Annotated in this window: 19 protein-coding genes; 10 read left to right on the top strand and 9 right to left on the bottom strand. The window is 74.3% G+C overall.

The window, feature by feature from the left end; translation table 11 throughout:
• The first annotated feature begins 291 nt into the window (after window positions 1–291).
• Both ABD126_RS08420 and ABD126_RS08415 read left to right on the top strand, forming a co-directional pair.
• Window positions 292–2,400, top strand: coding sequence for a putative bifunctional diguanylate cyclase/phosphodiesterase (locus tag ABD126_RS08420; RefSeq protein ID WP_343933125.1), 2,109 nt, complete (start codon window positions 292–294; stop codon window positions 2,398–2,400).
• 282 nt (window positions 2,401–2,682) lie between these two features.
• The gene (locus ABD126_RS08415; RefSeq protein ID WP_343933124.1) at window positions 2,683–3,894 is read left to right on the top strand and encodes a hypothetical protein; all 1,212 of its coding nucleotides are present in this window, start codon (window positions 2,683–2,685) and stop codon (window positions 3,892–3,894) included.
• Here ABD126_RS08415 and ABD126_RS08410 read toward each other — a convergent pair.
• Entirely contained in the window at window positions 3,872–4,075 is a 204-nt protein-coding gene (locus ABD126_RS08410; RefSeq protein ID WP_343933122.1) for a hypothetical protein, read from the bottom strand. The genes ABD126_RS08415 and ABD126_RS08410 overlap by 23 nt on opposite strands.
• A gap of 79 nt (window positions 4,076–4,154) precedes the next feature.
• On the opposite strand from ABD126_RS08410, the gene ABD126_RS08405 reads away from it, so the two are divergent.
• Window positions 4,155–4,634: a GAF domain-containing protein gene (locus ABD126_RS08405; RefSeq protein ID WP_343933121.1), complete on the top strand. Its 480-nt coding sequence runs from the start codon at window positions 4,155–4,157 to the stop codon at window positions 4,632–4,634.
• Window positions 4,635–4,847: 213 nt separating this feature from the next.
• Here the strand turns inward: ABD126_RS08405 and ABD126_RS08400 are convergent, their stop codons facing one another.
• Entirely contained in the window at window positions 4,848–7,772 is a 2,925-nt protein-coding gene (locus ABD126_RS08400; RefSeq protein WP_343933120.1) for an AfsR/SARP family transcriptional regulator, read from the bottom strand.
• A gap of 169 nt (window positions 7,773–7,941) precedes the next feature.
• On the opposite strand from ABD126_RS08400, the gene ABD126_RS08395 reads away from it, so the two are divergent.
• Together ABD126_RS08395 and ABD126_RS08390 are read left to right on the top strand one after the other, a co-directional pair.
• The gene (locus ABD126_RS08395) at window positions 7,942–8,382 is read left to right on the top strand and encodes a hypothetical protein (RefSeq protein WP_343933119.1); all 441 of its coding nucleotides are present in this window, start codon (window positions 7,942–7,944) and stop codon (window positions 8,380–8,382) included.
• Between the two features lie 38 nt (window positions 8,383–8,420).
• Entirely contained in the window at window positions 8,421–8,915 is a 495-nt protein-coding gene (locus ABD126_RS08390; protein ID WP_343933118.1) for a hypothetical protein, read from the top strand.
• Here the strand turns inward: ABD126_RS08390 and ABD126_RS08385 are convergent.
• Together ABD126_RS08385 and ABD126_RS08380 are read right to left on the bottom strand one after the other, a co-directional pair.
• On the bottom strand, window positions 8,890–9,291 hold the full coding sequence (locus ABD126_RS08385; protein WP_343933117.1) for a DUF1304 domain-containing protein: 402 nt from the start codon (window positions 9,289–9,291) through the stop codon (window positions 8,890–8,892). The two genes, ABD126_RS08390 and ABD126_RS08385, sit on opposite strands and share 26 nt — an antisense overlap.
• Window positions 9,288–9,737, bottom strand: coding sequence for a cupin domain-containing protein (locus ABD126_RS08380; RefSeq protein ID WP_343933116.1), 450 nt, complete (start codon window positions 9,735–9,737; stop codon window positions 9,288–9,290). The genes ABD126_RS08385 and ABD126_RS08380 overlap by 4 nt, the downstream gene beginning before the upstream one ends.
• An 88-nt stretch (window positions 9,738–9,825) precedes the next feature.
• Here ABD126_RS08380 and ABD126_RS08375 point away from each other — a divergent pair, with 88 nt between their 5' ends.
• The 5 genes from ABD126_RS08375 (at window position 9,826) to ABD126_RS08355 (ending at window position 17,668) form a co-directional block, all read left to right on the top strand.
• Window positions 9,826–10,863 (top strand): helix-turn-helix transcriptional regulator, encoded by a 1,038-nt coding sequence (locus ABD126_RS08375; RefSeq protein WP_343933115.1) that lies wholly within the window; start codon window positions 9,826–9,828, stop codon window positions 10,861–10,863.
• A gap of 91 nt (window positions 10,864–10,954) precedes the next feature.
• Window positions 10,955–11,914 carry a zinc metalloprotease gene (locus tag ABD126_RS08370; RefSeq protein ID WP_343933114.1) on the top strand — a complete coding sequence of 320 codons (960 nt, stop codon included), beginning with the start codon at window positions 10,955–10,957 and terminating at the stop codon, window positions 11,912–11,914.
• Window positions 11,915–12,594: 680 nt separating this feature from the next.
• Window positions 12,595–15,780: an AfsR/SARP family transcriptional regulator gene (locus ABD126_RS08365; RefSeq protein WP_343933113.1), complete on the top strand. Its 3,186-nt coding sequence runs from the start codon at window positions 12,595–12,597 to the stop codon at window positions 15,778–15,780.
• Window positions 15,781–15,818: 38 nt separating this feature from the next.
• Window positions 15,819–17,048, top strand: a complete 1,230-nt coding sequence (locus ABD126_RS08360) for a cytochrome P450 family protein (protein WP_343933112.1) — start codon at window positions 15,819–15,821, stop codon at window positions 17,046–17,048.
• Window positions 17,045–17,668: an LUD domain-containing protein gene (locus ABD126_RS08355; RefSeq protein ID WP_343933111.1), complete on the top strand. Its 624-nt coding sequence runs from the start codon at window positions 17,045–17,047 to the stop codon at window positions 17,666–17,668. Before ABD126_RS08360 ends, ABD126_RS08355 begins: the two co-directional genes overlap by 4 nt.
• Window positions 17,669–18,007: 339 nt before the next feature.
• Here the strand turns inward: ABD126_RS08355 and ABD126_RS08350 are convergent, their stop codons facing one another.
• From ABD126_RS08350 to ABD126_RS08330, 5 genes are read right to left on the bottom strand one after another with little or no spacing between them, the layout of a single operon-like run.
• Window positions 18,008–18,982 (bottom strand): glutathione S-transferase family protein, encoded by a 975-nt coding sequence (locus tag ABD126_RS08350; protein WP_343933110.1) that lies wholly within the window; start codon window positions 18,980–18,982, stop codon window positions 18,008–18,010.
• Window positions 18,979–20,568 (bottom strand): dipeptide ABC transporter ATP-binding protein, encoded by a 1,590-nt coding sequence (locus tag ABD126_RS08345; protein ID WP_343933109.1) that lies wholly within the window; start codon window positions 20,566–20,568, stop codon window positions 18,979–18,981. Before ABD126_RS08345 ends, ABD126_RS08350 begins: the two co-directional genes overlap by 4 nt.
• Complete coding sequence (locus tag ABD126_RS08340) at window positions 20,565–21,350, bottom strand: ABC transporter permease (RefSeq protein WP_343933108.1); 786 nt, start codon at window positions 21,348–21,350, stop codon at window positions 20,565–20,567. Before ABD126_RS08340 ends, ABD126_RS08345 begins: the two co-directional genes overlap by 4 nt.
• Before the next feature lie 2 nt (window positions 21,351–21,352).
• Entirely contained in the window at window positions 21,353–22,297 is a 945-nt protein-coding gene (locus tag ABD126_RS08335) for an ABC transporter permease (protein ID WP_343933107.1), read from the bottom strand.
• 2 nt (window positions 22,298–22,299) lie between these two features.
• A complete protein-coding gene (locus tag ABD126_RS08330; protein ID WP_343933106.1) occupies window positions 22,300–23,895 on the bottom strand; it encodes an ABC transporter substrate-binding protein in 1,596 nt (531 codons plus the stop codon).
• Window positions 23,896–23,916 lie beyond the last annotated feature (21 nt).

The raw sequence follows: 23,916 nt of genomic DNA, 5'->3' as shown, positions 1-23,916 counted from the left end.
CGCCGTGGCTGGGTCGGCACGCGGCCCGGTCGGCACGCGGCCCGGTCGGCACGCGGCCCGGTCGGCGCGCGCTTGGCTTGTGCGGCTGTCGTGTCCCCTCACCCCCACCACCCAGGTCCGGTCCGCCACAGCCCGGGCAATGGTGAGGATTCCGCATATTGTCACGTTGCGTGACCGCAACAATCGTAAAAAATCCATCGAACGACATTCCTTCACCCCACTGGTCGAGCGATTGCGCGCCCGAAGTGGGTAAACTGCCGCGCAACCTGGAATCAAAGCTGGGCAACGGGAATGCCGCTACCGGACCGCAGACCCCACCACGACGCCGCGCCGCACCCCTCGACGCCGGATCCCACCCCCGATCCGTCGCGCGCACGGGACCTGCTGGCGCGCAAGTGGGCGTACCTGCTCAGCACCGCGGTCGTCGTGCAGCACACCAAGTCCGAGCTGGACACCGAGCTGGCGGGCCGCCTCGACGCCATCTGCTCCGGCCTGCTCGCCGAACCGTTCGACCCGGCCCCGCTGGAGGCGCTCGGCGAGGAGTTCGTCTCGCTCGGGCACATGACCGAGGACGGGTTGCGGTGCACCACCGACGTCCTCGGGCACGGGCTGCTCAAACTCCCCGACTTCCAGCCCCTCGACCGCTACGCCGACCGGGTGGCGGTCGGTCTCGGGGCATTCGCCACCGGATTCCTCGCGGCCAGTCGGCGGGCCGTGTTCGACCAGCAGGAAGCATTGCGGCTTTCCCTGCTCAAAGCCGTTCGGGACGCCAAGTGGCGACTCCAGGAAAGCGAAGCGCGATTCGACGAGGTCGTCACGTCGTCCTCCAGCGGCGTGCTCATCGTCGGCCTCGACGGCACCCTGCTGCGCGCCAACGCGGCGGTCGGCGAGATCCTCGGCTACACGCCCGCCGAACTGGCCGACCTGACGCTGTTCGACCTGGTCGACGCCGACTCCGCGGACGCCCTGCGGGAGACCATGGACGAGCTGCTGCTGGGCGGTCCGGACCGGATCCGGCAGTCCCACCGGCTGCTGCGCAAGGACGGCGACGTCGCCCGGATCACCCTCACCACGTCCCTGCTGCCCGGCGCGGAACCCGGTGGCGGCCACTTCGTGACCGTGGTCGAGGACGGCACCGAGCTGATGCTCCTGCAGGGCGAGCTGAACCGGCAGGCGCTGCACGACGTCCTGACCGGGCTCCCCAACCGCCAGTACTTCACCACCCACCTCGAAGCGGCGCTGCGGCGCGCCGACCCCGTGCACGGCGTCACGCTGCTGCACCTGGACCTCGACGCGTTCGGCATGATCTGCAACAGCCTCGGCGGACGCACCGGCGAACGGCTGCTCGTGCACGTCGCCCAGCGGCTCAAGAGCGTGCTCGCGCGGGAGAAGGTGATGATCGCGCGGTTCGAGGGTGACGAGTTCGGCATCCTCGTCGAGAACACCGCGAGCACGCCCGAGGTGGCGCGGATCGTCGCCGACATCAACGCCGAGCTGGCCGAGCCGCTGTTCGTGGACGGGCACGGCATCGCGGTGTCCGCCAGCACCGGCGTGGTGTTCCGGCCGCCGCACGACACCGAGGCCGCGGAGCTGCTGCGGTCCGCCGACCAGGCGCTGCGGCGGGCCAAGGCGGGTCGGCGCGGGCAGTGGGAGCTGTTCCACCCGGCGCGCGACCTCGCCGACCGGCGGGCGCAGGCGCTGGCCGCGGGCATGCCGGGCGCGTGGGAGCAGGGCGAGGTGTCCGTGCGGTACCGGCCGGTGGTGGCGCTGTCCGGCGGGGTCGTCGGGCTGGACGCCGTGCTGCGCTGGGACCGCGAGCAGCCGCTGGAGCACGACGCGTGCGTGGAGCTGGCCGAGCAGACCGGCCTGGTGCTGCCGCTGGGCGAGTGGCTGCTGCGCACGGCCGCCGACCAGGCCCGGTGGTGGCGGGACGCGTCGCTGACCGTGGGCCTGAGCGCCGTGCAGTCCGGGGACGCGGAGCTGGAGGCGCGGGTCGTGCGGGTGCTGGAGGGCACCGGGCTGCGGCCGGACCGGCTGGTGGTCGGGATGCCGGTGGGCGTGCTGTCGGTGTCGGACGCGGCGGAGAACCTCACCGTGCTCGCGGACATGGGCGTCGGCACGGCGCTGTACGACTTCGGCCTCGGGCCGGACGACCTCGCGGCGGCGGAGGCGTTGCGGGTGCGGCGGGTCCGGGTGGCGCGGCGGCTGGTGGACCGGCGGGTGCCGTACGTGGCGGCGCTGGTCGCGGCGGCGCGGGAGACCGGCGCGGCCGTGGAGGTGGACGGCGTGCGCACGGCCGAGCAGGCGCGGTGGTGGCGGGAGGCGGGCGCGTTCGCGGCGTGCGGCCCGCACTTCGGTGACGCCGTGCCGGCGGCGGACGCGGTGTCGTACTTCCGGTGATCGCGGTCGCCGCGGCGGGTGCGGCGGCGCGCTTGCGGTGATGCGGTTGCGGCGGCGCACTTCCGGTGAATGCGGTTGCGGTGGCTTGGTAGCGTGGCGGCGTGAACTTCTTCTTCCGAGGCTGACCCGACCGTCGACGGGTCGAGGGCACTTCCCCCTCGTCGACGATGCGGGGCGGCAACGACACCGCCCCGGGTCGTGACGCGGAAGATGATCTGTGGTGATCTCTCCTTTTCCGGCTTCGGCCGGTGCTGACGCGCGTCCTGGCACCTCTTCGCCGACGTGAGGGCCGTGCGCCTGCTGGCGCGCACGGTGCGGGGTCTGGAAGCGGTTGCCGCGCGGGAAGTCGCGGGGGTCGGGGTCGTGGAGTCGTCGGGGCACCGCGAGGTGTGGTTCTCGGCGGTGCCCGGTCCTGCGGTGCTGGGGCTGCGGTGCGTGGACGACGTGTTCCTGGTGGCGGCCGTCGTGGACGGGGTCGGGCGGGCGCGGGCCGATCTGCGGTTGCTGGCCGAGGCGATGGCTTCGGTGGACGTGTGGGAGGTGGTGCGCACGTTGGCCGACTTCGGCGCGGAACGCGTCTGGTCCACTGTGGACGCTTCGGGTTCCTTCCTGGGGCGGCGGAACTTCACGCGGTACGACGTGGAGGACGCCGTCGGGGAGCCGGTGGCGGCGGCGCTCGGGGTGCCGTACCGCGGGCGACGTGGTGGGCGGGTGCCGCCGGCGGGTGGGTTGTCGTGGCGGGTGGCGGTGGCCGGGGACCGGGCGGTGGTCGGGTTGCGGATCGCCGCGCAGCCCTTGCACCGCAGGGGTTATCGGCAGGTGTCGCGGCCGGGGGCGCTGCACCCGCCGGTGGCGGCGGCGATGCTGCGCCTGGCGGGCCTTCCCGCGCCGGCCGGTGCGGGTTGGCGGGTGGTGGACCCGTTCTGCGGGACGGGCACCATCGCGATCGAGGCCGCCCACCTGCACGCCGCCGCGCTCGGGGTGGACATCGACCCAGCCGCCATCGCCGCCGCCACCACCAACACGCCAGCCGCCACACCACCCGCCGCCGCGCCGCCAGCCGTCACACCACCGGCCGCCACACCAGGGGTCGCCGCGCCGCCCACCGCACCGCCGGCCGCCGCGCCGCCCACCGCCGCACTTCCCACCGCGCCACCAGCCGCCACACCACCCACCACCCCACCACCCGCTGCCACGTCGGCGGCCGGCCGGTTCGCTCGGGTCGGGTGGGTCGTCGGGGATGCCGGGCGGTTGCCGGTGGCCAGCGGGTCGGTCGACCTGGTCGTCGGCAACCCGCCCTGGGGGCGGCAGGTGGCGGTGCGGGGGGCGGCTGATCGGTTCTGGCGGGAGGTTCAGCGGGTGCTCGTGCCCGGTGGGCGGGCCGTGCTGCTCGTGCACGACGCCGACCTGCGCGGGGTGCCCGTCGTGGACCGGCGGCCGGTGAGCCTGTTCGGGGCCTGGCCGGAGATCGTCACCATCGCAGCACGAGGGTGACCGCCACGACCGCCGCCGACACCGCGACCAGCCAGGGCGTCCACCGCAGCGCCCGGGCACGGCGCCGGGTGTCGGCGGCGGTCCGCGGCTCGGCCGCCGACACCGCGCAGGCGAGCACGTAGACGAGTTGCCCCACGACCACCACCACGGCCAGCACGGCCGGCACCCATCCCGCGTCCACCCGGTCCATCCTGCCAATCACTTGCAACAAAGCCACGGAGGTGGTGGTCACAACGCCCGCGCGGGGCTACCGTTGCCCCATGACGGACCCTGCGCTGGACCTGCAGCGCGCCGAAACGCTGGAGGACGTGCACCGGGTCCTCCGCACCGCGGCGCGAAGACTCACCCGCGCGGACGGCGCGACCTTCGTCCTCCTCGACGGCGACCGCTGCTACTACGCCGACGAGGACTCCATGAGCCCCCTGTGGAAGGGCCAGCGGTTCCCGGCGGCCACGTGCATCAGCGGGTGGGCGATGCACCACCGGGAGACCGTGGCCATCCGCGACATCACCCTCGACCCGCGCGTGCCGCAGGAGGCGTACCGGCCGACGTTCGTGCGCAGCCTCCTGGTCACCCCGATCCTGGACCCGGAACCGATCGGCGCGCTCGGCGCTTACTGGGCCACCCTGCACTCGGCCACCGAGACCGAGGTGGCCGCCCTCCAGGCCCTCGCCACCGCCGCCGCCCCGGCCCTGGCCCGCTTCCCGGACGGCATCCCGTCCCGCGACTTCACCGCCTGACCCACCGCCCGCTGTCGGTCCCCCGTGCGACGATGGAACCGGGGGCCGGAGGCCGGCCCACCCCACGCTGAGCGCACCGGGGCCGGAGGCCGGCCCACACAGCGCTGAGCGCGCCGGGGACCGGCTCACCCCGCGCTGAGCGCGTTGGGGGCCGGCTCACCCCGCGCTGAGCGCGGCCAGCACGGCGTGGGCGCGCCGGGGCCGGAGGCCGGCTCACACAGCGCTGAGCGCGGCCAGCCCGGCGTGGGCGCGACGCCGCTCGTGCCGCTCGCCGATCTCGGTGGCCACGTGCAGGGCGAGCGTGAAGTGGCGGACCGCGCCGTCCCGGTCGCCCGTCGCCGACCACGCCTCACCCAGCCCGTTGTGCGCCTGCGCCACCAACCGCCGGTCCCCGGCCAGTTCGGCCCGCTCACACGCCTTGCGGTGGAACAGGAACGCGTCCTCCACCCGGCCCATCCGCAGGCTCACCACCCCCTGGTGGTAGCGGACCTCGGCGGTGACCATCGGGCTCCGCGACGACCGCGCCAACGCCAACGCCCGCTCCAACTCCACCAACGCCGCCGCCTGCCGCCCGAGGTCGCTGAGCAGGGCGGCCCGGTGGCAGGCGATGAACGACTCCGCGACCCCGTCACCCGACTCCCGCGCCGACCGCAGCGCCTCCTCCAGCACCTCCTCCGCCCGCGCGAGGTCCCCCACCCGCCGGCACGCCTCACCCAGGTTGGCCAGCACGTGGTGCGACCGCGTCCGGCTCGCCGACTGCTCCAGCAGGTCCACCGCCTCGGCGAACCGGCCGCTGTAGGAGTGCAGCAGCGCGAGGTTGTTCAGCACGGACGGCAGGGCCGGGTGGTCGGGCGGGCACAGCGCGCGGGCGCGGGTCAGGTGGTCCAGGGCGGATTCGTTGCGCCACAGGCGGAACAGGGCCGTGCCGACCCGGTTCAGCACCTCGACGCCCTCACCGGCGGCCAGGGCGCGCTGGTGCAGGGCGAGGGCGTCCTCGCGGTGGCCGCCGTCGTCCAGGTACCGCCACAGGACTCCCGCGACCGGCACCGCGTACGCCGGGTCGTCCACGGTGGCGGCGAGGATGCCGGCGCGTTCGGCGTCCAGCCACGCGTGCGCGGCGGCCCGGTCGGGGAAGTCGACCACCGGGCCGGGCGCGGCGGGCACCTCGGGCCGCCGGGCCTTCTCGAACGGCGCCAGCACGTCCACGGCGCGGGCGGCCGTGTGCAGGTACCAGGCGCGCAGGGGTGCCAGGGGCGCGGGTTCGGCCAGTTCGGCGGCGTAGGCGCGGAGCAGGTCGTGCAGCCGGTAGCGGCCGGTGGCGGTGTCCTCCACCAGGTGCGCGCGGACCAGGACGTCCAGCAGCCGCCGGGTCTCCCGCTCCGGCAGCCCGCCCAGCGCCGCCACGGCCCGCGCGTCCACGTCGGGCCCCGGCGGCCGGCCGACCAGCCGGAACACCCGGGCCGCCGCCGCGGGCAACCGCCGGTAGGACCACGAGAACACCGCCCGCACGGACGTCACCGGGTCGCCGCCCGCGTCCAACGCGTCCAGGCCCGAGGCCCGCCCCGGATCCGCGACCGACGCGTCCGAGCCGGAGGCCGGCCCCAGGCCCGCGGCCCGCGCGTCCAGCCCGACGACCGATCCCAGGCCCGCGGCCCGCGCGTCCAGCCCGACGACCGATCCCAGGCCCGCGGCCCGCGCGTCCAGCCCGGCGACCGATCCCAGGTTCGCGGCCGGCGCGTCCCGGCCCCGGGCCGGCCCCAGGTCCGCGACCAGCCCGGCCACCGTCCCGCCCCGGCGCGCCCGGACCGACTCGGCGGCCACCCGCAGCGCCAGCGGCAGCCGGGCGCACCGCTCCACCAGGGCGGCGGTGGCGGCGGGGTCCGCGTCCACCCGGTCGCCGAGGGTCGCGCGCAGCAGCCCGACCGCGTCGGCCGGGGGCAGGCGGTCCACGTCCACGCGGTGCGCGCCCTCCCGCGCCACCAGGCCGGCCAGCGAGTCCCGGCTGGTCACCAGCACGCGGCAGGTCGGCGACCCCGGCAGCAACGGCCGGACGTGGGCCGCGTCGCGGGCGTTGTCCAGCACGAACAGCACCCGCCGGCCGTCCACGACGCTGCGCAGCCGCGCCGCGCGGGCCACCGGGTCCAGCGGGACGCCGTCGGACCGCACCCCGAACGCCCGCAGCAGCACGGCCAACGCCTCCTGCGCCGGCAGCGGCGGCTCGGGACCGAACCCGCGCAGGTCGAGGTAGAGCCGCCCGTCGGGGAACCGGTCGCGGGCCGCGTGCGCCCACCGCACGGCCAACGCCGTCTTCCCCACGCCCGCCGTGCCGACGATCGCGGTCACCGGTGCCGGACCGTCCAGTTCGGACAGTTCGGCCACCCGGCCGGTGAACCCCCGCACGTCCAACGGCAGCTGGGACGGCACCTCCGCGGGTTCCGCGGCGAGCACCCGTTGTTCCAGCCGGCGCAGCTCCGCCCCCGGTTCCAGGCCCAGCTCGGCCACCAGCACCCGCCGCGCGGCGCGGTAGGCCGACAGGGCTTCCGCCCGCCGCCCGGCCCGGTGCAGAGCGGTCATCAGCAGCACGTGCAGCCGTTCGCGCAACGGGTGTTCGGCCACGACGTCGGCCAGTTCGGCGACCACCGCCGCGTTCCGGCCGCGGGCCAGTTCCGCCTCGCACAGCACTTCCACGGCGGTGAGCCGGCGGTCGTGCAGCCGGCGCGCCTCGGCGGCGGGCGTGTCCAGCCCGTCGTAGGGCTCGCCGCGCCACAGGTCCAGCGCCTTGCGCGCCAGGTCGGCGGCCCGCTCCGGGTCGCCCGCCGCCTCCTGCGCCCGCGCGACCAGCGCCTCGAACCGCTCGGCGTCCAGCTCGCCGGGCCGCACGACCAGCCGGTAGCCCGTGCCGCCGAACACCAGCCGGTCCGGTTCGCCCAGCGCCCGCCGCAGCTTGTGGACGTGCAGGTGGAGCTTCTGCGGCGCGCGCGGGTCGCGGCGGCCGGCCCACAGCGCATCGGCCAGCGCGTCCGCGGACACCTCGTGGTTGGCCCGCGCGAGCAGCACCGCGAGCAGGACCCGTTGCAGCCGCCCCGCGGGCGCGCCACCGGGACGCACCTCCAGCGGGCCGAGGACCGCGAACTCCACCCGACCACCCCCCGCCGGCCAGTCTGGCCGTGCCGCGCCCGGCGGACGGCGGAAACCGGTGCGGAAGCGTCCGGATGGCGGACACATCGCGGGGAAAGCGGCAGGAAAGCGGCGTTCCCGAGCATTGCGGCACGCCGGGGGAACCGCCCCGGGATCGTGAGGAGGAACCATGACGAAGCTCCGGCAGCGCCTGCTGCTCCCGCTGCTCGCGGCACTGAGCGGCCTGCTGCTGACGGCCGCGCCCCAAGCGGCCCAGGCCGCTACCGCGGCGGCCGGGTTCGGCGTGCTCGGCGTCGTCGACTACCCGCCGACGTGCTGGAACAAGGTCTGGTCACCCGACGGCGGCGCGATGACCTGCTTCAACCCGACCGGCGAGCACATGTACGTCTGCGACATCAAGGCCGACGGCCACCACGCCGCCGCCTGGTACAAGGGCAGCTACGACACCTACGGCGGCTACCGGCACAACTACGAGGGCAACGGCACCTGCCTCGACGTGAACTTCGACATGCCGGAGAACACGTCCATCAAGTACGACTCCCGCAACATGGAGGGCGACATCCTGCTCAGCGTGAGCGCCCCCACCGGTTGGATCAGCGCCAACGGCTGAGCCGGGTTGGATCCGTCCGCACCGGGTAGTTCCCCGGTGTGGACGGATTCCTCGGCATCTACCTCAGGGACCAGCTCGCGCTCGGCGTCGGGTGGCGGGAGCTGGCCCGCCGGGCGCGGCGCAACAACCGGGGCACCCCGCTGGGCGAGGCGCTGGCGGAGGTCGCGGAGCAGATCGCGCAGGACGTCGAGGTGTTCCGGTCGATCATGGGGCGGCTGGGCGTGCGCACCGACCCGGTGCGGACCGCGCTCGCGACCGCCGGCGAGCGGCTCGGGCGGTTCAAGCGCAACGGCCGGCTGGTGGGCTACTCGCCGCTGAGCCGGTTCGTGGAGCTGGAGGCCCTGACCATGGGCATCGACCGCAAGAAGCAGCTCTGGCACACCCTGGGCGACCTCGCCGACCTGCGCACCCGCCTGCCGGACGTGGACTTCGACGAGCTGGCCGCCCGCGCGGAACGGCAGCGGCGGCGCCTGGAGCCGTTCCGGCGGCGGGTCGGGTCGGAGGTGTTCACAGGAGGGCCGCCACGAGCGTGACCGCCGGCGGCAGGAACTGGCCCACCGCACCGGTCAAACCGGTGCCGCGCGGCCGGCCCAGGGCGAGGGCGTCGGACACCGCCAGCACGATGCCGGCCAACGCCATGAACCCGCACGTGTAGAGCACGAGGGTGCGGCCGGCGGTCTCGGCCCCGGTGTTGAGCAGGACCAGGCCGAGGACCGTGCCGCCGCCCAGGAACAGGTTGTAGAAGCCGACGTTGAACGACCACAGCCGGATCGCCGGCAGGTCCTTCGCGGCGAGCTTGAACACGCCCCGGTGGACCGCGGGCCGGTCCATCAGGAACGACTCGAACACCCACACCACCACGTGGATCAGCGCGGCCACGCCGGCCGCGACCTGCGCGACGGCGTTCACGACGGCCAGTCCCCGACCGTGACGCCGTGCCGGGCGGCGATCTCGCCGAGCGCGCCCGCGGCCTCGGCGACCGGGGTGCCCGGTGGGACGGCGGCGTCCACGTCGACGAAGAAGCGGCGCATCCGGTCGGTGGGGCTGATGGCGAGCAGCTGCACGGTCGGGGTGTGGACGGTGAGGGTGTGGTGGGCGCCCGGCGGGATGGTGAGGGTGCTGCCCGGGCCGAGGTCGTGGACCTCGCCGTCGACCAGGACGGCCGTGCGGCCGTGCAGGACGTAGAAGGTCACGCCCCACGGGGTGGCGTGCGGCGGCACGGTGGGTCCGCGCGGGATGTCCACCTCGAACAGGTCGAAGCCGCCGGTCTGCCCCTCGTGGGCTTTCACGGTGAAGGTCGCGTCCGGCGAGACGAGTTCGACGCCCTCGCCGGCGGCGTTGAGCACAGTGGTCATGCGCCCAGGGTGGGCACCGGCCCGCGCGCCCTCCATCCCGGAAAAGTGGGATGCCCGCACCGCCGTTCCCGGGCGCATACTCCGAGGCGTGTGGGAAGGTCGGGCACGCTCCGCGCGGCGCGACGTCGCCGCCCTCGCCTCGGCGGGCCTCGGGGTCGCCGAGCTGCACGCCGCCGCCATCGAGCTGGTCGAGCGGGTGGTGCCGACCGACCTGACCTGTTGGGCGTCGCTGGACCCGGACACCGTCGTGATCAGCAGCATGACCAGCGGCGCGGCCCGCGTCCCGGCGCGCTTCGAGCCGTTGCTGGCGACCTTGGAGTACGGCGGGGGCGAACCGCACACGTTCGCCGAGCTGGCCCGGCGGCCGGCGGCGGTGGCGCGGCTGTCCGAGCTGCCCGACCGCGACCGGGCGCGCTGCGGCCGGCTCAACGAGGTGTGGCGGCCGTTGGGGCTCGCGCACGAGCTGCGGGTGGTGTTCCGGGTGGACGGTGCGTGCTGGGGCGCGGCGGGCCTGGTGCGGCGCGGCGAGTTCAGCGACCGGGAGGTCGAGTTCGTCGAGTCGGTCGCGCCGGCGCTCGCGGCGGCGACCCGGCTGGCGGCGCGGTTCGGCGGCGCGGGTGGCGAGGAACCGCCGGGGATCGTCGTGGTGGGGCCGGACGGGGTGGTGCGGGCGGCGACCGGCGCGGCGCGGGCCTGGGAGCGGGAGCTGGACGAGATCGCGCCCGGCCGGTTCGCGGTGCTGGTGCGGGCGGCGGCGACGGGGGCGCGGGCGTCGGCGGTGGGGACGTTCCGGGCGCGGGTGCGGGACGCGGCCGGCGGCTGGGTGCGGTTGTGCGGCGACCGGTTGGTGGGTGGCGCGGAGGACGACGACGTGGCGGTGACCGTCGCGCGGGCGTCCGGTGCGGACCTGATGGCGTTGCGGTGCGCGGCCTACGGGTTGACCGCGCGGGAGCGCGAGGTGTGCGACCAGGTGGTCGCCGGTCTGTCTACTGTGGACATCGCGGACCGGCTCGCGATCTCCGCGCACACCGTGCAGGACCACCTGAAGTCGGTGTTCGCCAAGCTGGACGTGCGCAGCCGCGGCGGCCTTGTTGCCACCCTGCGGCGGGAACAGGCCGCCGGCTGAAGGTCAAGCGACGATCGACGGGGTCCCTCGGGCCGCCCCTTGGGTCATCATGGCGCGGGCCTTGTCCCCTTCCCTGCACGGAGGACTCCGCATGTTCCACAACGACAAGGCGGGGCGCAGCCGCGGCGCCCTGCTCACCGGCGCGCTCGCCCTGGGCGCGCTGACCGTCCTCGGGCCGTCCGCCGACGGCAGCACCGCCGTCGCCGAGCGCTCCGCCGACTGCGCCGTCGAGACCCACTCGGCCGCGCGCGGCAAGCCGGGCAGCACCGGCCAGGACCGCAACGAGATCAGCCAGGCCGAGGCCGAGCGCATGAACCGCGACCTGCGCGAGCGCGTGGCGCGGGCGTCCGGCGACCTGAGCATGGCCGCGGGCGGCACCATCCCCGTCGTGTTCCACGTGGTGACCGGAACCGGCGGCGTCGGCAACGTCACCGACGCCACGATCGCCGAGCAGATGAAGGTGCTGAACGCGGGCTTCGCGGGCGCCGAGGCCCCGGGCGTCGCGGCGAACACCGGTTTCACGTTCGTGCTCCAGGAGACCAAGCGCTGGTCGAACAACACGTGGTTCACCGGCGCGGACCGGTCGCGGGTGGAGAAGCAGATGAAGTCCGCGACCCGCGTCGGCGGCGCGGCCACGCTCAACGTGTGGTCGGTGGACATCGACGGCCTGGGCTACGCGACGTTCCCGAGCTGGTACGAGCGCAGCCCGCAGCTGGACGGCGTGGTGATCGACTGGACGAGCGTGCCCGGCGGCAGCGCGACCAACTTCGACCTGGGCAAGACCCTGACCCACGAGGTCGGCCACTGGATGGGCCTGTGGCACACCTTCCAGGGCGGCTGCACGACGACCAACGACGAGGTCGCCGACACGCCGGCGCAGTCCAGCTCGACGTCGGGCTGCCCGGACGGCCGGGACTCGTGCGACCTGCCGGGCCTGGACCCGATCCACAACTACATGGACTACTCGTACGACAGTTGCTACAACCAGTTCACGCCGGGCCAGAACACCCGCATGCAGCAGGCCTGGACCGCGTACCGCAGCGGCAGGTAGCCCGGTCGGACGGGTCCCCCGTGGTTGCGGGGACCCGTCCGGCTCGTGCCGCGGCCCGGCGGGTTGATGGATAACCGAGACGGGCTGTCGACGGTTGCTCGTGCGCGCGGCTTGCCCGGCGCGGCTTGCCCGGCGCGGCTTGCCCGGCGCGGCTTGCCCGGCGCGGCCGGGGCTCATGCGGCGGGGCTTGCCCAGCGCAGCCGGGCTCCCGCGGCGCAGCCGGGCTCCCGCGGCGCAGCCGGCGGGCGGCGCGGCCGGGCTCGCGCGGCGCAGGCGCGGCTTGCCCAGCGCAGCCGGGGCTCTTGCGGCGCAGCCGCTCCCGTCGGCGCAGCCGGCGGGCGGCGCAGCCGGGGCTCGTGCGGGGTCGGCGGCGGGGGCGGGTGGGTGGGCTGCTCACGACCACAGAACCGCAGATCGGACACAACGCACCACTCCAACCGCAGGCCAGCCGAGCCCGACCACGCGCCCCCGAACCGACTCGTCGCCGACCCACCCCGACACACCGGCGAAAAGATCACCCGATGAGCGGAAGGCGGCCCGTCCGCGCAGCACAGCGACCTTCGAGATGTGCCGAACCATGACGACTCCTCACCGACTCCGTGTAGTTTTGGAAATGACCGTGCGCCCGAGGCAAGCGAGCGGGCCCGCGGGCGGGCGGACCCGGAATGCCAGGAGCCAGGGTGGAGTTTCGGATTCTCGGGCCTTTCGAGGTGCACGGCACGACCGGCAGGGCGCGGCTGGGTGGGGCCAAACAGACCGCGCTGCTCGCCACGCTCACCGCCCAGGCCAACCGCCTGACCACGGTGGACCACCTCGTCGAGTCCACGTGGGCGGACGCGCCCCCGGCCGGGGTGACCGCGGCCGTCCACACGTACGTCTCCCGGCTGCGCCGGGCCTTCGACGCGGTCGAACCGGACGGTGGCGCGCGCATCGTCACCCGGCCCACCGGGTACCTGCTCCGGCTCGCACCGCACGAACTCGACCTCGAACTGTTCCGCGGCCACGTCGCGCGGGGCCGGGAGGCCGCCGCCGCGGGTCGGTTCGCCGAAGCCTCCGCCGAACTCAACGCGGGGCTCAAGCTCTGGCGCGGACCGGCCCTCGTGGACGTCCTCTCCGACCTGTTGCACCGCACCGAGGTGCCGCGGCTGACCGAGGAGCGGCTGGGCGCGCTGGGCCGGCGCATCGACGCCGACCTCGAACTGGGCCGTCACGCGGACCTGGTCGGCGAGCTGCGGGCGTTGACCGTGGAGCACCCGCTGCGCGAGCAGTTCTGGGGCCAGCTCATGCTCGCGCTCTACCGCGACGGCCGCCAGGCCGAGGCCCTCCAGACCTACCAGGAGGTCCGCACGCTGCGGATCGACCAGCTCGGCATCGACCCCGGCCCGGAACTCCAGCAGCTGCACCAGGCGATCCTGTCCAACGAACCGGCGCTGAACGAGCCCGCGTCCGCGCCGCCGCCGCGCACGATGCCGCCGCCCATGCAGCTGCCCGCCGACATCGTCGGCCTGGTGGGCCGCGACCGCGTCGCCGACGAGGTGGCCGACGTCCTCGGCTCGGGCCACGACGCGCTGCCCATCGCGGTGCTGTCCGGCCTGCCCGGCGTGGGCAAGACCGCGCTGGCCACGCACATCGCGCACCGCCTGCGCAAGCGCTTCCCCGACGGCCAGCTCTACATGAACCTGCGCGGCTACGCCCAGACCGAGCCGGTGGCGCCGGCCCGCGTGCTGGCGCGGTTCCTGCGCTCGCTGGGCCTGTCCCCCGACCTCGTGCCGCTGGACGTGGACGAGCAGGCCGCGGTCTACCGGTCGCTGCTGGCCGACAAGCAGGTCCTGGTGGTGCTGGACAACGCCAACGCCGCCGAGCAGGTCCGGCCGCTGCTGCCCGCCGACCCGGGCTGCGCGGTGCTGGTGACCAGCCGCGACCCGCTGGCGGGGCTGGCGGTGCGGGAGGGCGCGATCCGGTTCGACCTGGACGTGCTGACCCCGCCGGACGCCTACGCGCTGCTGGTGTCCCTGCTCGGCCCCGGCCTGGCCGCCGACCCGGAGGCGCTGGACGAGCTGGCCGCGCTGTGCGGGTACCTGCCGCTGGCGCTGCGCATCGCCGCCGCGAACCTGACCGCCCGCGTGCCGAGCACGTCGGTGCGCGAGTACGTGGACCGGCTGCGCGACGGCAACCGGCTGGCCGCGCTGGCCGTGGAGAACGACGAGCAGACCGGCGTGCGGGCCGCGTTCGACCTGTCCTACGAGTCGCTGCGGCCGGCGGCGGCGCGCCTGTTCCGGATGACGGCCCTGGTGCCGGGCCCGGATTTCACGCCGCACGCGGCGGCGGCGCTGGTGGGCACCGACCCGGGCCGCGCGCGGGAACTGCTGGGCGTGCTCGCGACCGCCGCCCTGGTGCAGGAGGCCGGGCCGGACCGGTTCCAGCTGCACGACCTGGTCCGCGACTACGCGCGCCAGCGCGGCCTGGCCGAGGACGACGAGCCGACCCGCACCGCGGCGTTCGAACGCCTGCTGTCGCACTACTTCCGCGCCACCCGCACCGCGTCCGGCCTGATCGAGCCGATCCGCAAGCCCCCGGAGGAACCGCCCGGCCTGCGCGACACGGTCGTGCCGGAGCTGAAGGACCGGGCGACCGCGACGGCGTGGTTCGAGCAGGAGTACCCGAACCTGCACGCCGCCGTCGACCACACCGCCGAGCACGGCCCGCACCGGTTCGCGTGGCACCTGGCGGACGCGATGTCCTCGCCGCTGGCGCTCGCGCCCCGGTTCGGCGAGTGGGTGACGGTCACCCGGACCGCGTTGCGCGCCGCCACCGAGGCGGGCGACAAGGCCGGTGAGGCGATCACGCTGGTCAGCCTGGGCCACGCCTACAACACGACCGGCCGCATGGCCGACGCGATCCAGACGCTGGAACGGGCGCTGGACCTCTACGTCGAACTGGACCGGCCGGTGTACCAGTTGCCGTGCCACCACACGCTGGGCATGTCGCTGATGTGGACCGGGCGGCTGGCGGAGGCGTGCGCGCACTTCAAGCGGACGATCGAGCTGACCGAGACGGTGGACGTCGGCTACTACCGGGCGGGCGCGGTGCACGGCCTGGGCGTGGCCTACCGATACCAGGGGCTGCTGCCCGAGGCGCTGGAGCAACTGCTCACCTCGGTGACGCCGGAACCCGCGCCGGACGAGTCGTACGTGCAGGTGTCGTGGCGGTTCAGCCTCGGGCTGACCTACCGGGACCTGGGCCGCTTCGACGAGGCCGTGCACCAGCTGAAGGCGACGCTGGCCGCCTACGAGCGGATGGGCAACGCGTTCGGCACCAGCCGGTGCCTGGTGGCGCTGGCGGGCATCCACGCGTGGCGCGGGCGCGCCGCCGAGGCGCTGGTCGCCGCGCAGCGCGGCCTGGACCTGAGCCGGCAGGTCAAGCACCGGCGGACCGAGGTGGACGCGTTGAACGCCCTGGGCGCGGTGCACGCCGTCCAGGGGCAGCCCGATCGGGCGCGGACCCGCCACGCCGAGGCGCGGGCGATCGCCGGCACGATGGGGCCGTACCTGTTCGGGCTCCTGGAGGCGGAGATCGGGCTGGCGTCGACGACCACCGCGCTGGGCGACCTGCGCGCGGCGCGGCGGCACGCCGACAACGCCCTGACCCGCGTCCGGGAGAGCGGTTTCCGACTGCACGAGCCCGCCGCGCACCTCGCGGCGGGCCGGGTCGAACTCGCGGCGGGCGACCTCGTCGCCGCCGCCCGGCACGCCGAGGGAGCGCTGTCCTCGGCCCGGGAGACGACGAGACCGGCCTGGGAGGAACGCGCGCGGGCGCTGCTGGACCGCGTCCACGTGCCGGCGGCCAACCGGTCGTCGGAGCACTGACACGACAAGTCGACTCATCGACGAGAAGATCGGGGATCATGAGCGCGCCTGACGCGTCGCCGATCGCGCTGGACGACGACTTCATCCAGCGACGGCACAACTTCTACCAGCGGTTGCGGGAGGACAGCCCGGTCCGCCGGGCCACTTTGCCCAACGGTCTGCCGGTGTGGCTGGTGACCCGGCACGCCGACGCCCGGGAGGCGCTGGCCAGCCCGCTGCTCAGCAAGGACTCCCAGCGCGCCGCGCCGCTGCACGACGAGCAGGAGGAGCGCGGCGTCCAGGTCACCCGGCTGGCCAAGATCCTCCAGTCCCACATGCTCAACCTCGACCCGCCCGACCACACCCGGCTCCGCAAGCTGGTGACCAGCGCGTTCACCCAGCGCCGCGTCGAACTGCTGCGCACCCGGGTGGAGGAGGTCACCGACCGCCTGCTCGACGGCCTCGCGGGTCGCGCCGAAGTGGACCTGCTGGGCGAGTTCGCCTTCCCCCTGACCGTGACCGTGATCGGCGAGCTGTTCGGCGTGCCGGCCGACGAGCGGGACTCGTTCCGCGCCCTGTCCGACGGCATCGCGTTCGGCCGCACGCCCGAGGAGATGGGCGCGGCGTCCGCTGGGATGGCGGACTACCTGGCCGATTTGGTGGCCCGCAAGCGCGACAGCGCCGACGACGACCTGCTGGCCGGCCTGATCCGCGCCCGCGACCTGGACGACCGGTTGGACGAGGACGAGCTGGTGGCGTCGGCGTTCCTGATGCTGACGGCGGGCTACGAGTCCACCGCGCAGTTCATCGGCAACGGCGTGCTGACCCTGCTCGGCCACCCCGACCAGCTGGCGCTGTTCAAGTCCGACCCCTCGCACGTCGTCGGCGCGGTCGAGGAGCTGCTGCGGTACGAGGGTCCGGGCAGCATGACCACCCTGCGGTTCACCACGGCCCCGCTGACGCTGGGCGGCGTGGAGATCCCGGCCGGCGAGTTCGTGGTCGTGCTGGTGGGGGTCGTGAACCGCGACCCGGACCAGTTCCCCGACCCGGACCGGTTCGACATCACGCGGACCGACCAGCGGCACCTGGCGTTCGGCCACGGCGTCCACCGCTGCCTCGGTGCGCCGCTGGCCAGGCTGGAGGGGCGGATCGCGCTGGGCGGGCTGTTCGACCGGTTCCCGGACCTGGCCCTGGCCGTGGCGCCGGAGACCCTGCGGTGGAAGGACAGCGTCCTGTTCCACGGTCTCGACGCCCTTCCCGTCGTCCCCCAACCGAAGGAGGAGCAGTGACCACGCCGGACGAGCGGTTCGCGAACGCCGCCGAGCCCGAGCGGTTGACCCGCGCGGCGGAAGCCGCCCGGGCCAACGGCCTCACCGTCGAGGTCGTGGACACCGTCGCCGAAGCGCGGAAGCTGGTCACCGACCAGCTCCCCACCGACAAGACCGTCTTCACCTCCGCGAGCGAGACCCTGCGCCTGTCGGGGATCGCGGAGGACATCGACAGGTCGGGCCGGTTCACGTCGGTCCGGGCCCAGCTGGAGCTGGACGGCGTGGACCGCGACCCCGACCAGGTCCGGCTCCGCACGGCGACACCCGATGTGGTCGTGGGCAGCGTCCACGCGGTGACCGAGCAGGGCCACCTGGTGGCGGCGTCGGCCACCGGGAGCCAGTTCGTCCCTTACGCTTTCGGCGCCGGTCAGACCATTTGGGTGGTCGGGGCGCAGAAGGTCGTGCCGGACCTGGAAACCGCGTTGACCCGCATCCGGACTTATTCGCTGCCCAAGGAGAACGAGCGCTGCCTGGCTGCTTACGGGCAGCCCAGCGTGCTGTCGAAGATCCTGATCATCGAGCGTGAGATCTTCCCGGGGCGCGCCACGCTGGTGCTGGTTCGGGAGCCGATCGGGTTTTGAGGGTGGTGGGCGGTTCGCTGGGGCTCTGGAGGACCGCCTGCCGGCGCGGGTTTCAAGCGGACGCGCTGGCGCGCTCTCAAGATCAAAAGCTTAAAAGCGGCTGGGGAGGCCTCCAGTGGGGGAAGGGCCTGCGTGTTCCCCACCGCATGACCTGGCGGAGCCAACCACACTTTCCCGGGGTCGGTCGAAAAACTTCGCTCGTTCCTCGCGAACTTTTTGGCCCGACCCCGGGAAAGTGCGGTAGCCCTTCGGGCAGGTCATACGGTGGGGAACACGAAGACCCCTTGTGGCTGGTAGCTCAGCCGCCGCTGCGCGGCCAAGGCCGCGCTGGGCGTGTGGTTAGAGGTTGTGGCGGTCGGTTGGGGCTGTCCAGTCTGCTTCCGGGCCCAAGGGGACCAGGCCTGACGGGTTGATCCACGTGTGGGTCAGGAAGTAGTGGCGTTTGGTTTGCTCGAAGTCGGTGGTCGAGCTGAACGCGTCCAGGCTGTAGAGGTCGCGGGCGTACGCCCACAGGTTCGGGTAGTCGACCAGCCGCCGCAGGTTCGCCTTGAAGTGCGTGACGTACACCGAGTCGAACCGCGCCAGCGTCACGAACAGCCGCACGTCCGAGTCCGTCAACCGGTCGCCGAACAGGTACCTCCGGGTCGCCAGGCGCTCTTCCAACCGGTCCAAGGCGTCGAACAGTGACAGGACCTCGCGCTCGTAGTCCTCCTGCGTCTTGGCGAACCCGCACCGGTACGGTCCGTTGTGGACCCTCTCGTACAGGAACTCGTTCAGGTCGTCGATCTCCGACCGCAACGGTTCCGGGTACAGGTCGACGTCGTTGGTCGCCCACTCGTCGAACGCCGTCGCCACGTCGATGCTCAAGTGGCGGAAGTCGTTGCTGGCTATGCGCTTCTCCACCTTGTCCCACAGCACCGGCACGGACACGTGGCCGTCGTGGTCGGGGTCGGTGGCCGTGTAGGCCTCGCTCAGCAGCGAGAAACCGTTCAGGTGGTCCAGGTCGTGGCCCTCGCCCTCGCGGAAGGCCCAGCCCCGGCCGTCGCGCATCGGGTCCACGGCGGACACCGAGATCACGTCCTCCAGGCCCTTCAGCTTCCGGGTGATGGTCACCCGTTGGCAGAACGGGCAGGACTGGGCGACGTAGAGGTGGTACCTGCCGGGTTCGGCCCGGTGGCCGCTGGAGCCGTCGGCGGTGATGCGGTTCGGGAAGGCGGGTCCGGGGCGGGCCGACGCGCCCGGTTTCGGTTTGGGGGCGTAGGGACCGTAGGTCGCGAAGTCCACCGGGCTCGCGGCCTTGGGTGGCGTGGTCATGCCGGTTCCCTTCTGGGTGTGTGGGGGACAGCGGAGATCAGCGCCCGGGTGTGCGGGTGCCGCGGATCGGCGAAGACCTCGTCCACGGGGCCGGTCTCCACCACCCGACCGGCCTTGAGCACGGCCACGCGGTCGGCGACCTGGCGCACCACGGCCAGGTCGTGCGAGATGAACACCACGCTCAGGCCCAGCGCGGCCTGGAGGTCCACCAGCAGCCGCAGCACCTGCGCCTGCACCGAGATGTCCAGCGACGACGCCGGCTCGTCGCACACCAGCAGGTCGGGGCCGGGTGCGACGGCCCGCGCGATGGCCACCCGCTGGCACTGCCCGCCGGACAGCTCGCCCGGCCGCCGCGCCAGCAGCCCGACCGGCAGGGCCACCTGCTGGGCCAGCTCGTGGACGCGGGCCGGGGAGGCGTCCAGGCCGAAGGCGCGCAACGGTTCGGCGATCAGGTCGAACGCGGTGTAGCGGGGGTCGAGGCAGGTGAACGGGTCCTGGAAGACCAGCTGGACGCGCCGCCGGAACCGGCGCAGCTCCGCGCCGCGCAGCGCCGCCAGGTCCGCGCCGTCGAACAGGATGCGGCCCGCCGTGGCGTCCTCCAGCCGCACCAGCAGCCGCGCCACGGTCGACTTCCCCGCCCCGGACTCCCCGACCAGCGCCAGGGTCTCGCCGCGCGCGACGGTGAACGCCACGTCGTCCACGGCGGTGGTCCTCCTGCGCCCCGCGCCGAACCGGGAGCCGGTGAACACCTTGGTCAGCCCCCGGACGTCGAGCAGGGTCTCGTCGGTCGCCGACGACGGCCGCAGGCGGGTCGAGTTCAGGCTGGGCGCGTCGGCCACGAGTTGCCGGGTGCGCGGGTGGTCGGGGGCGTCGAGGACCCTCGCCGGCGGGCCCTCCTCCACCACCTCGCCGTCGGCCATCACCACGACGTGCTCGGCGCGTTCGGCCGCGATGCCCAGGTCGTGCGTGATCAGGACCAGCGCGGTGCCGGAGGACCGGGTCAGCGCGGTGAGGTGGTCGAGCACCTGCCGCTGCACGGTCGGGTCCAGCGCGGACGTCGGCTCGTCGGCCACGATCAGGTCCGGCTCGCCCGCCAGGGCCGCCGCGATGAGGACCCGCTGCCGCATCCCGCCGGACAGCTCGTGCGGGTACTGCCGCGCCCGCGCCGCCGCGTCCGGGAACCCGGCGACCTCCAGCAGCTCCACCGCGCGCCGACGCGCGTCCCGGCGCGAGGCCAGCCCGTGCACCCGCAGCACCTCGGCGACCTGCGCCCCCACCGGCACGACCGGGTTCAGCGCGGCCGTCGGGTCCTGCGGCACCAGCGAGATCGACCGCCCGCGCACCGCCCGCATACCGCGTTCGCCCAGCTCCAGCAGGTCCCGCCCGCCGAACCCGATCGACCCGCCCAGCACCCGCGCCGACGGCGGCAGCAGGCCCAGGAGCGCGCGTGCCAACGTCGTCTTGCCCGACCCGGACTCGCCGACGATCGCCACGGTCTGGCCGTGCGCCACGGTGAGGTCGACGCCGGCCAGCGCCGGCGTCCCGCCGTAGGACACGCGCAGCCCCCGCACCGCGAGCAGGCTCACCGCCGTCCCACCGCCCGGTGCAGCGCGGTCACGGCCAGGGTCGTGCACACCACCATCGCTCCGGGGAACGCCGTGAGCCACCACGCCGTTCCCACGTAGTCGCGCCCGGAGGACGCCAGGGAGCCCCAGTCGGCGTCCGGCGGTCGCGGCCCGAACCCCAGGAAGCTCAGCGACGACGACGCCAGCAGCGCGACGCCGAGGCTCATCAGCGCCAACGTCAGCACGGGCCCGGCGGCGTTGGGGATGATGTGCCGCACCAGCACGGCGGCCGGCCGCACCCCGCTCACCGTCGCCGCGGCCACGTACGGCCGCGTCCGCACGTGGAGCACCTGCGCCCGCACGACCCGGCAGAACGGGGCGATCCCGGCCGCCGCGACCGCCACCGCCACGTTCACGACCGAACTGCCCAGGATGCCGATCACGGCCAACGCCGACAGCAGCGCCGGGAACGCCAGCAGCACGTCCACCGCCCGCATCAGCAGCGCGTCCAGCCAGCCGCCGAGCATGCCCGACACGAGCCCGACCAGCGCCCCCACCACCAGCGACGCCGTCGCCGCCGCCAACGCGACCAGCACCGACACCCGCGAGCCGTGCACGACCCGGCTGAACAGGTCCCGGCCCAGCTGGTCGGTGCCGAACGGGTGGGCGAAGCTCGGCGGCTCCAGCATCGCGAGCGGGTCGATGCGGTCCGGCGCGGTCGGCGCGAGCAGGCCCGGCGCCGCCACGCACGCCACGACGAACGCCAGCACCAGCAACGACAGCACGACACCCGGGCGTTTCACGGTCAGTCCCTGATCCGGTCGGCGGTGACCCGGGGGTCGACCAGCACGTAACAGAGGTCCACCAGCAGGTTCACCACCACGTACAGCACGCCCAGCAGCGCCACCACCCCCTGGAGCACGGGGATGTCGTGGTTGGTGATGGCCTGCAACGTCAACCGCCCCAGGCCGGGCCGCGCGAACACGGTCTCCGCGATCACCGCCGCCGCCAGCAGGTTGCCGACCGTCGTGCCGACCAGCGTGATGGTCGGGATGGACGCGTTGCGCAGCGCGTGCCGCAGCAGCACCCGCCACCGCCCGGCGCCCTTGGCGCGGGCCGTCGCCACGTACGCCTCCGCGTCCACCGCCGCCAGCGACGTCCCCAGCACCTGCGCGATCACGCCGACGGCGGGCAGGGCCAGGGTCACCGCGGGCAGGACCAGCGCCGCGAAGCCGTCGTCGCCGGTCGCGGGGAACAGCGTGAGCCGGAACGAGAACACCTCGATCAGCAGCAACGCCACCCAGTAACCCGGCGTGGACATGAACACCACCGGCACGCCGTTGCACAGCGACCGCACCGGGCCGGTCGCCACCCGCCCCAGCACCGCGATGCCCACGCCGAACACCAGCGACAGCACCAGCGCGAACAGCGCCAGCTCCGCGCTGGCCGGGGCCACCGCCGAGATCGCCGACACGACCGGTTCCCCGGTCTGCACCGACCGGCCGAAGTCGCCGCGCACCGCGTCCGCGAGGAACCCGAAGTACTGCTCGTGCAGCGGCCGGTCGAGGCCGAGCCGCGCCCGCAGCGCCTGCTCCTGCTCGGGCGTGGGCACGGGCCCCGCGCCGGACAGCATCATCTGCACGGGGTCGCCCGGCACGAGCTGCATCATCACGAACGACAGCGTCAGCACCGCCACCAGCACCGGCACCGCCGAGGCGAGCCGGCGGAGCACGAACCCGGCGCGGCGCACGGTCAGCGCGACACCCAGGCCTCGTGGAACGACGGCAGGCCCTGCGGGTCGAACACGATGCCGTGCGCGGCCTTGCCGACGCCCAACAGGTAGGTCGGGTCGTAGACGGGGATGGCGGTGGCGTTCTCGACCAGCGACCGCTGCACCTTGGCGTAGTTCTCGTCGCGGACCGCGTCGTCCACGGTCGCCGCCGCGGCCGACAGCAGGCCCGGGACCTCGGGCGCGACCACCGCGGGCGTCCCGCCGCGCGGCGCGGTCAGCACGGTCCGCAGCACGTCGCCGTCCGCCCGCACGAAGCTGATGTCGCCCATCTGGAGTTCACCGCGCGCGGTCTTGGCGATCGCCTCGCCCATCGCCAGCGGCACGAGCTCGACGTCCACCCCGATCGCCTTGAGCTGCTGCTGCACGATCTGCGCCAACAGGTCCCGCTGCTCGCGGGTGGGCGAGATGAACGTCCACTCGACGCTCAGCGGCTTGCCGTTCTTGGCCCGCGTGCCGTCGTCCTGCTTCTTCCACCCGGCCTCGTCGAGCAGCCGCTCGGCGGCGGCGGCGTCGAACTGGCTGGTGCCCAGGATCGAGGCGTAGCCGGGGGTCGCGCCGGTCAGCACGCTGGTCGCCCGCGGGTACTTGCCCTGGTAGAGGCTGTTCACCAGGGCCTCGGTGTCGATGCCCTTGGCGATCGCCTGCCGCACCTTCACGTCGGTCAGCGGCTCGCGGGCGGCGTTGAGGTTGAGCGTGTAGGCGATGCCGGGCTGGGCCTTGGCGAGCACCTCGAACCCGGCGCCCTTCAGCCCGTCGACCTCCTTGGGCGGGACGTTGGCGATGGCGTCCACCTGGTTGGTGCGCAGGCTGCCCATGCGCACGCCGTTCTCGGGGACGATGTTGATGGTCACCAGGTCCAGGTAGGGCGCACCGCGGTGCGTGGCGGTCTCGGGGCCCCAGGCGTAGTCGGCCCGCCGGGACAGCGTGATGCTGGCCTGCGGCTGCCGCTCGGCGGCGACGAACGGCCCGCTGCCCACCGGCTTGCGGCACACGGCCTCGGGCCCGGCCTCGAACGCGTTCGGCGACTGCATGCCGAGGAACGCGGTGCTGGCGGCCTGCGGGAACGACGCGTTCGGGGCCTTGAACTTGACGGTCACCGTGCGCGGGTCGTCCACGGTCGTGCCGTCGTACCCGGCGAGCAGGCTCGCCGCGAGCAGCGACTTGGTGGCCGGGTTCACGATCCGGTCGAAGTTCGCCTTCACCGCCGCCGCGTCGAGCGGCGCGCCGTCGCTGAAGGTCACGCCGGTGCGCAGGGTGAAGGTGAAGGAGGTGGCGTCGGGCGAGGCCGTCCAGGACTCGGCGAGCCAGGGCTTGAGCTCCAGCGTCTTGGGGTCCTGCGCGACCAGCGAGTCCACCACGCCGCGCGTCACCAGCTGGGACGCGGCGGTGGGCGACTGGTGCGGGTCCAGGCAGCCGGGGTCGGCGTCGGTGGCGAACGTCAGCGTCCCGCCGGCCTTCGGCTGCGCCGGTGGCGCGGTGGTGTCCGGGGTGCCGGCGCTGCACCCGGCGGCGGCCACGGCCACCGCGGCGATCAGGACGGCTCGTCTTCCGGTCATCGTCTCCCCCGTTGAGGTCCC

This window comes from Saccharothrix mutabilis subsp. mutabilis (genome assembly GCF_039521145.1).
GTDB classification, from domain to species: domain Bacteria; phylum Actinomycetota; class Actinomycetes; order Mycobacteriales; family Pseudonocardiaceae; genus Actinosynnema; species Actinosynnema mutabilis.
The sequence above is the reverse complement of the archived record's forward strand: the minus strand, read 5'-3'. Positions and strand labels throughout refer to the sequence as shown.

Coding starts and splice junctions, on each gene's coding strand:
- ABD126_RS08405 (WP_343933121.1), top strand. CDS start 4,155: ATGACGGACCCTGCGCTGGACCTGCAGCGCGCCGAAACGCTGGAGGAC.
- ABD126_RS08395 (WP_343933119.1), top strand. CDS start 7,942: ATGACGAAGCTCCGGCAGCGCCTGCTGCTCCCGCTGCTCGCGGCACTG.
- ABD126_RS08350 (WP_343933110.1), bottom strand. CDS start 18,982: ATGACCACGCCACCCAAGGCCGCGAGCCCGGTGGACTTCGCGACCTAC.
- ABD126_RS08330 (WP_343933106.1), bottom strand. CDS start 23,895: ATGACCGGAAGACGAGCCGTCCTGATCGCCGCGGTGGCCGTGGCCGCC.
- ABD126_RS08370 (WP_343933114.1), top strand. CDS start 10,955: ATGTTCCACAACGACAAGGCGGGGCGCAGCCGCGGCGCCCTGCTCACC.
- ABD126_RS08380 (WP_343933116.1), bottom strand. CDS start 9,737: ATGACCACTGTGCTCAACGCCGCCGGCGAGGGCGTCGAACTCGTCTCG.
- ABD126_RS08420 (WP_343933125.1), top strand. CDS start 292: ATGCCGCTACCGGACCGCAGACCCCACCACGACGCCGCGCCGCACCCC.
- ABD126_RS08360 (WP_343933112.1), top strand. CDS start 15,819: ATGAGCGCGCCTGACGCGTCGCCGATCGCGCTGGACGACGACTTCATC.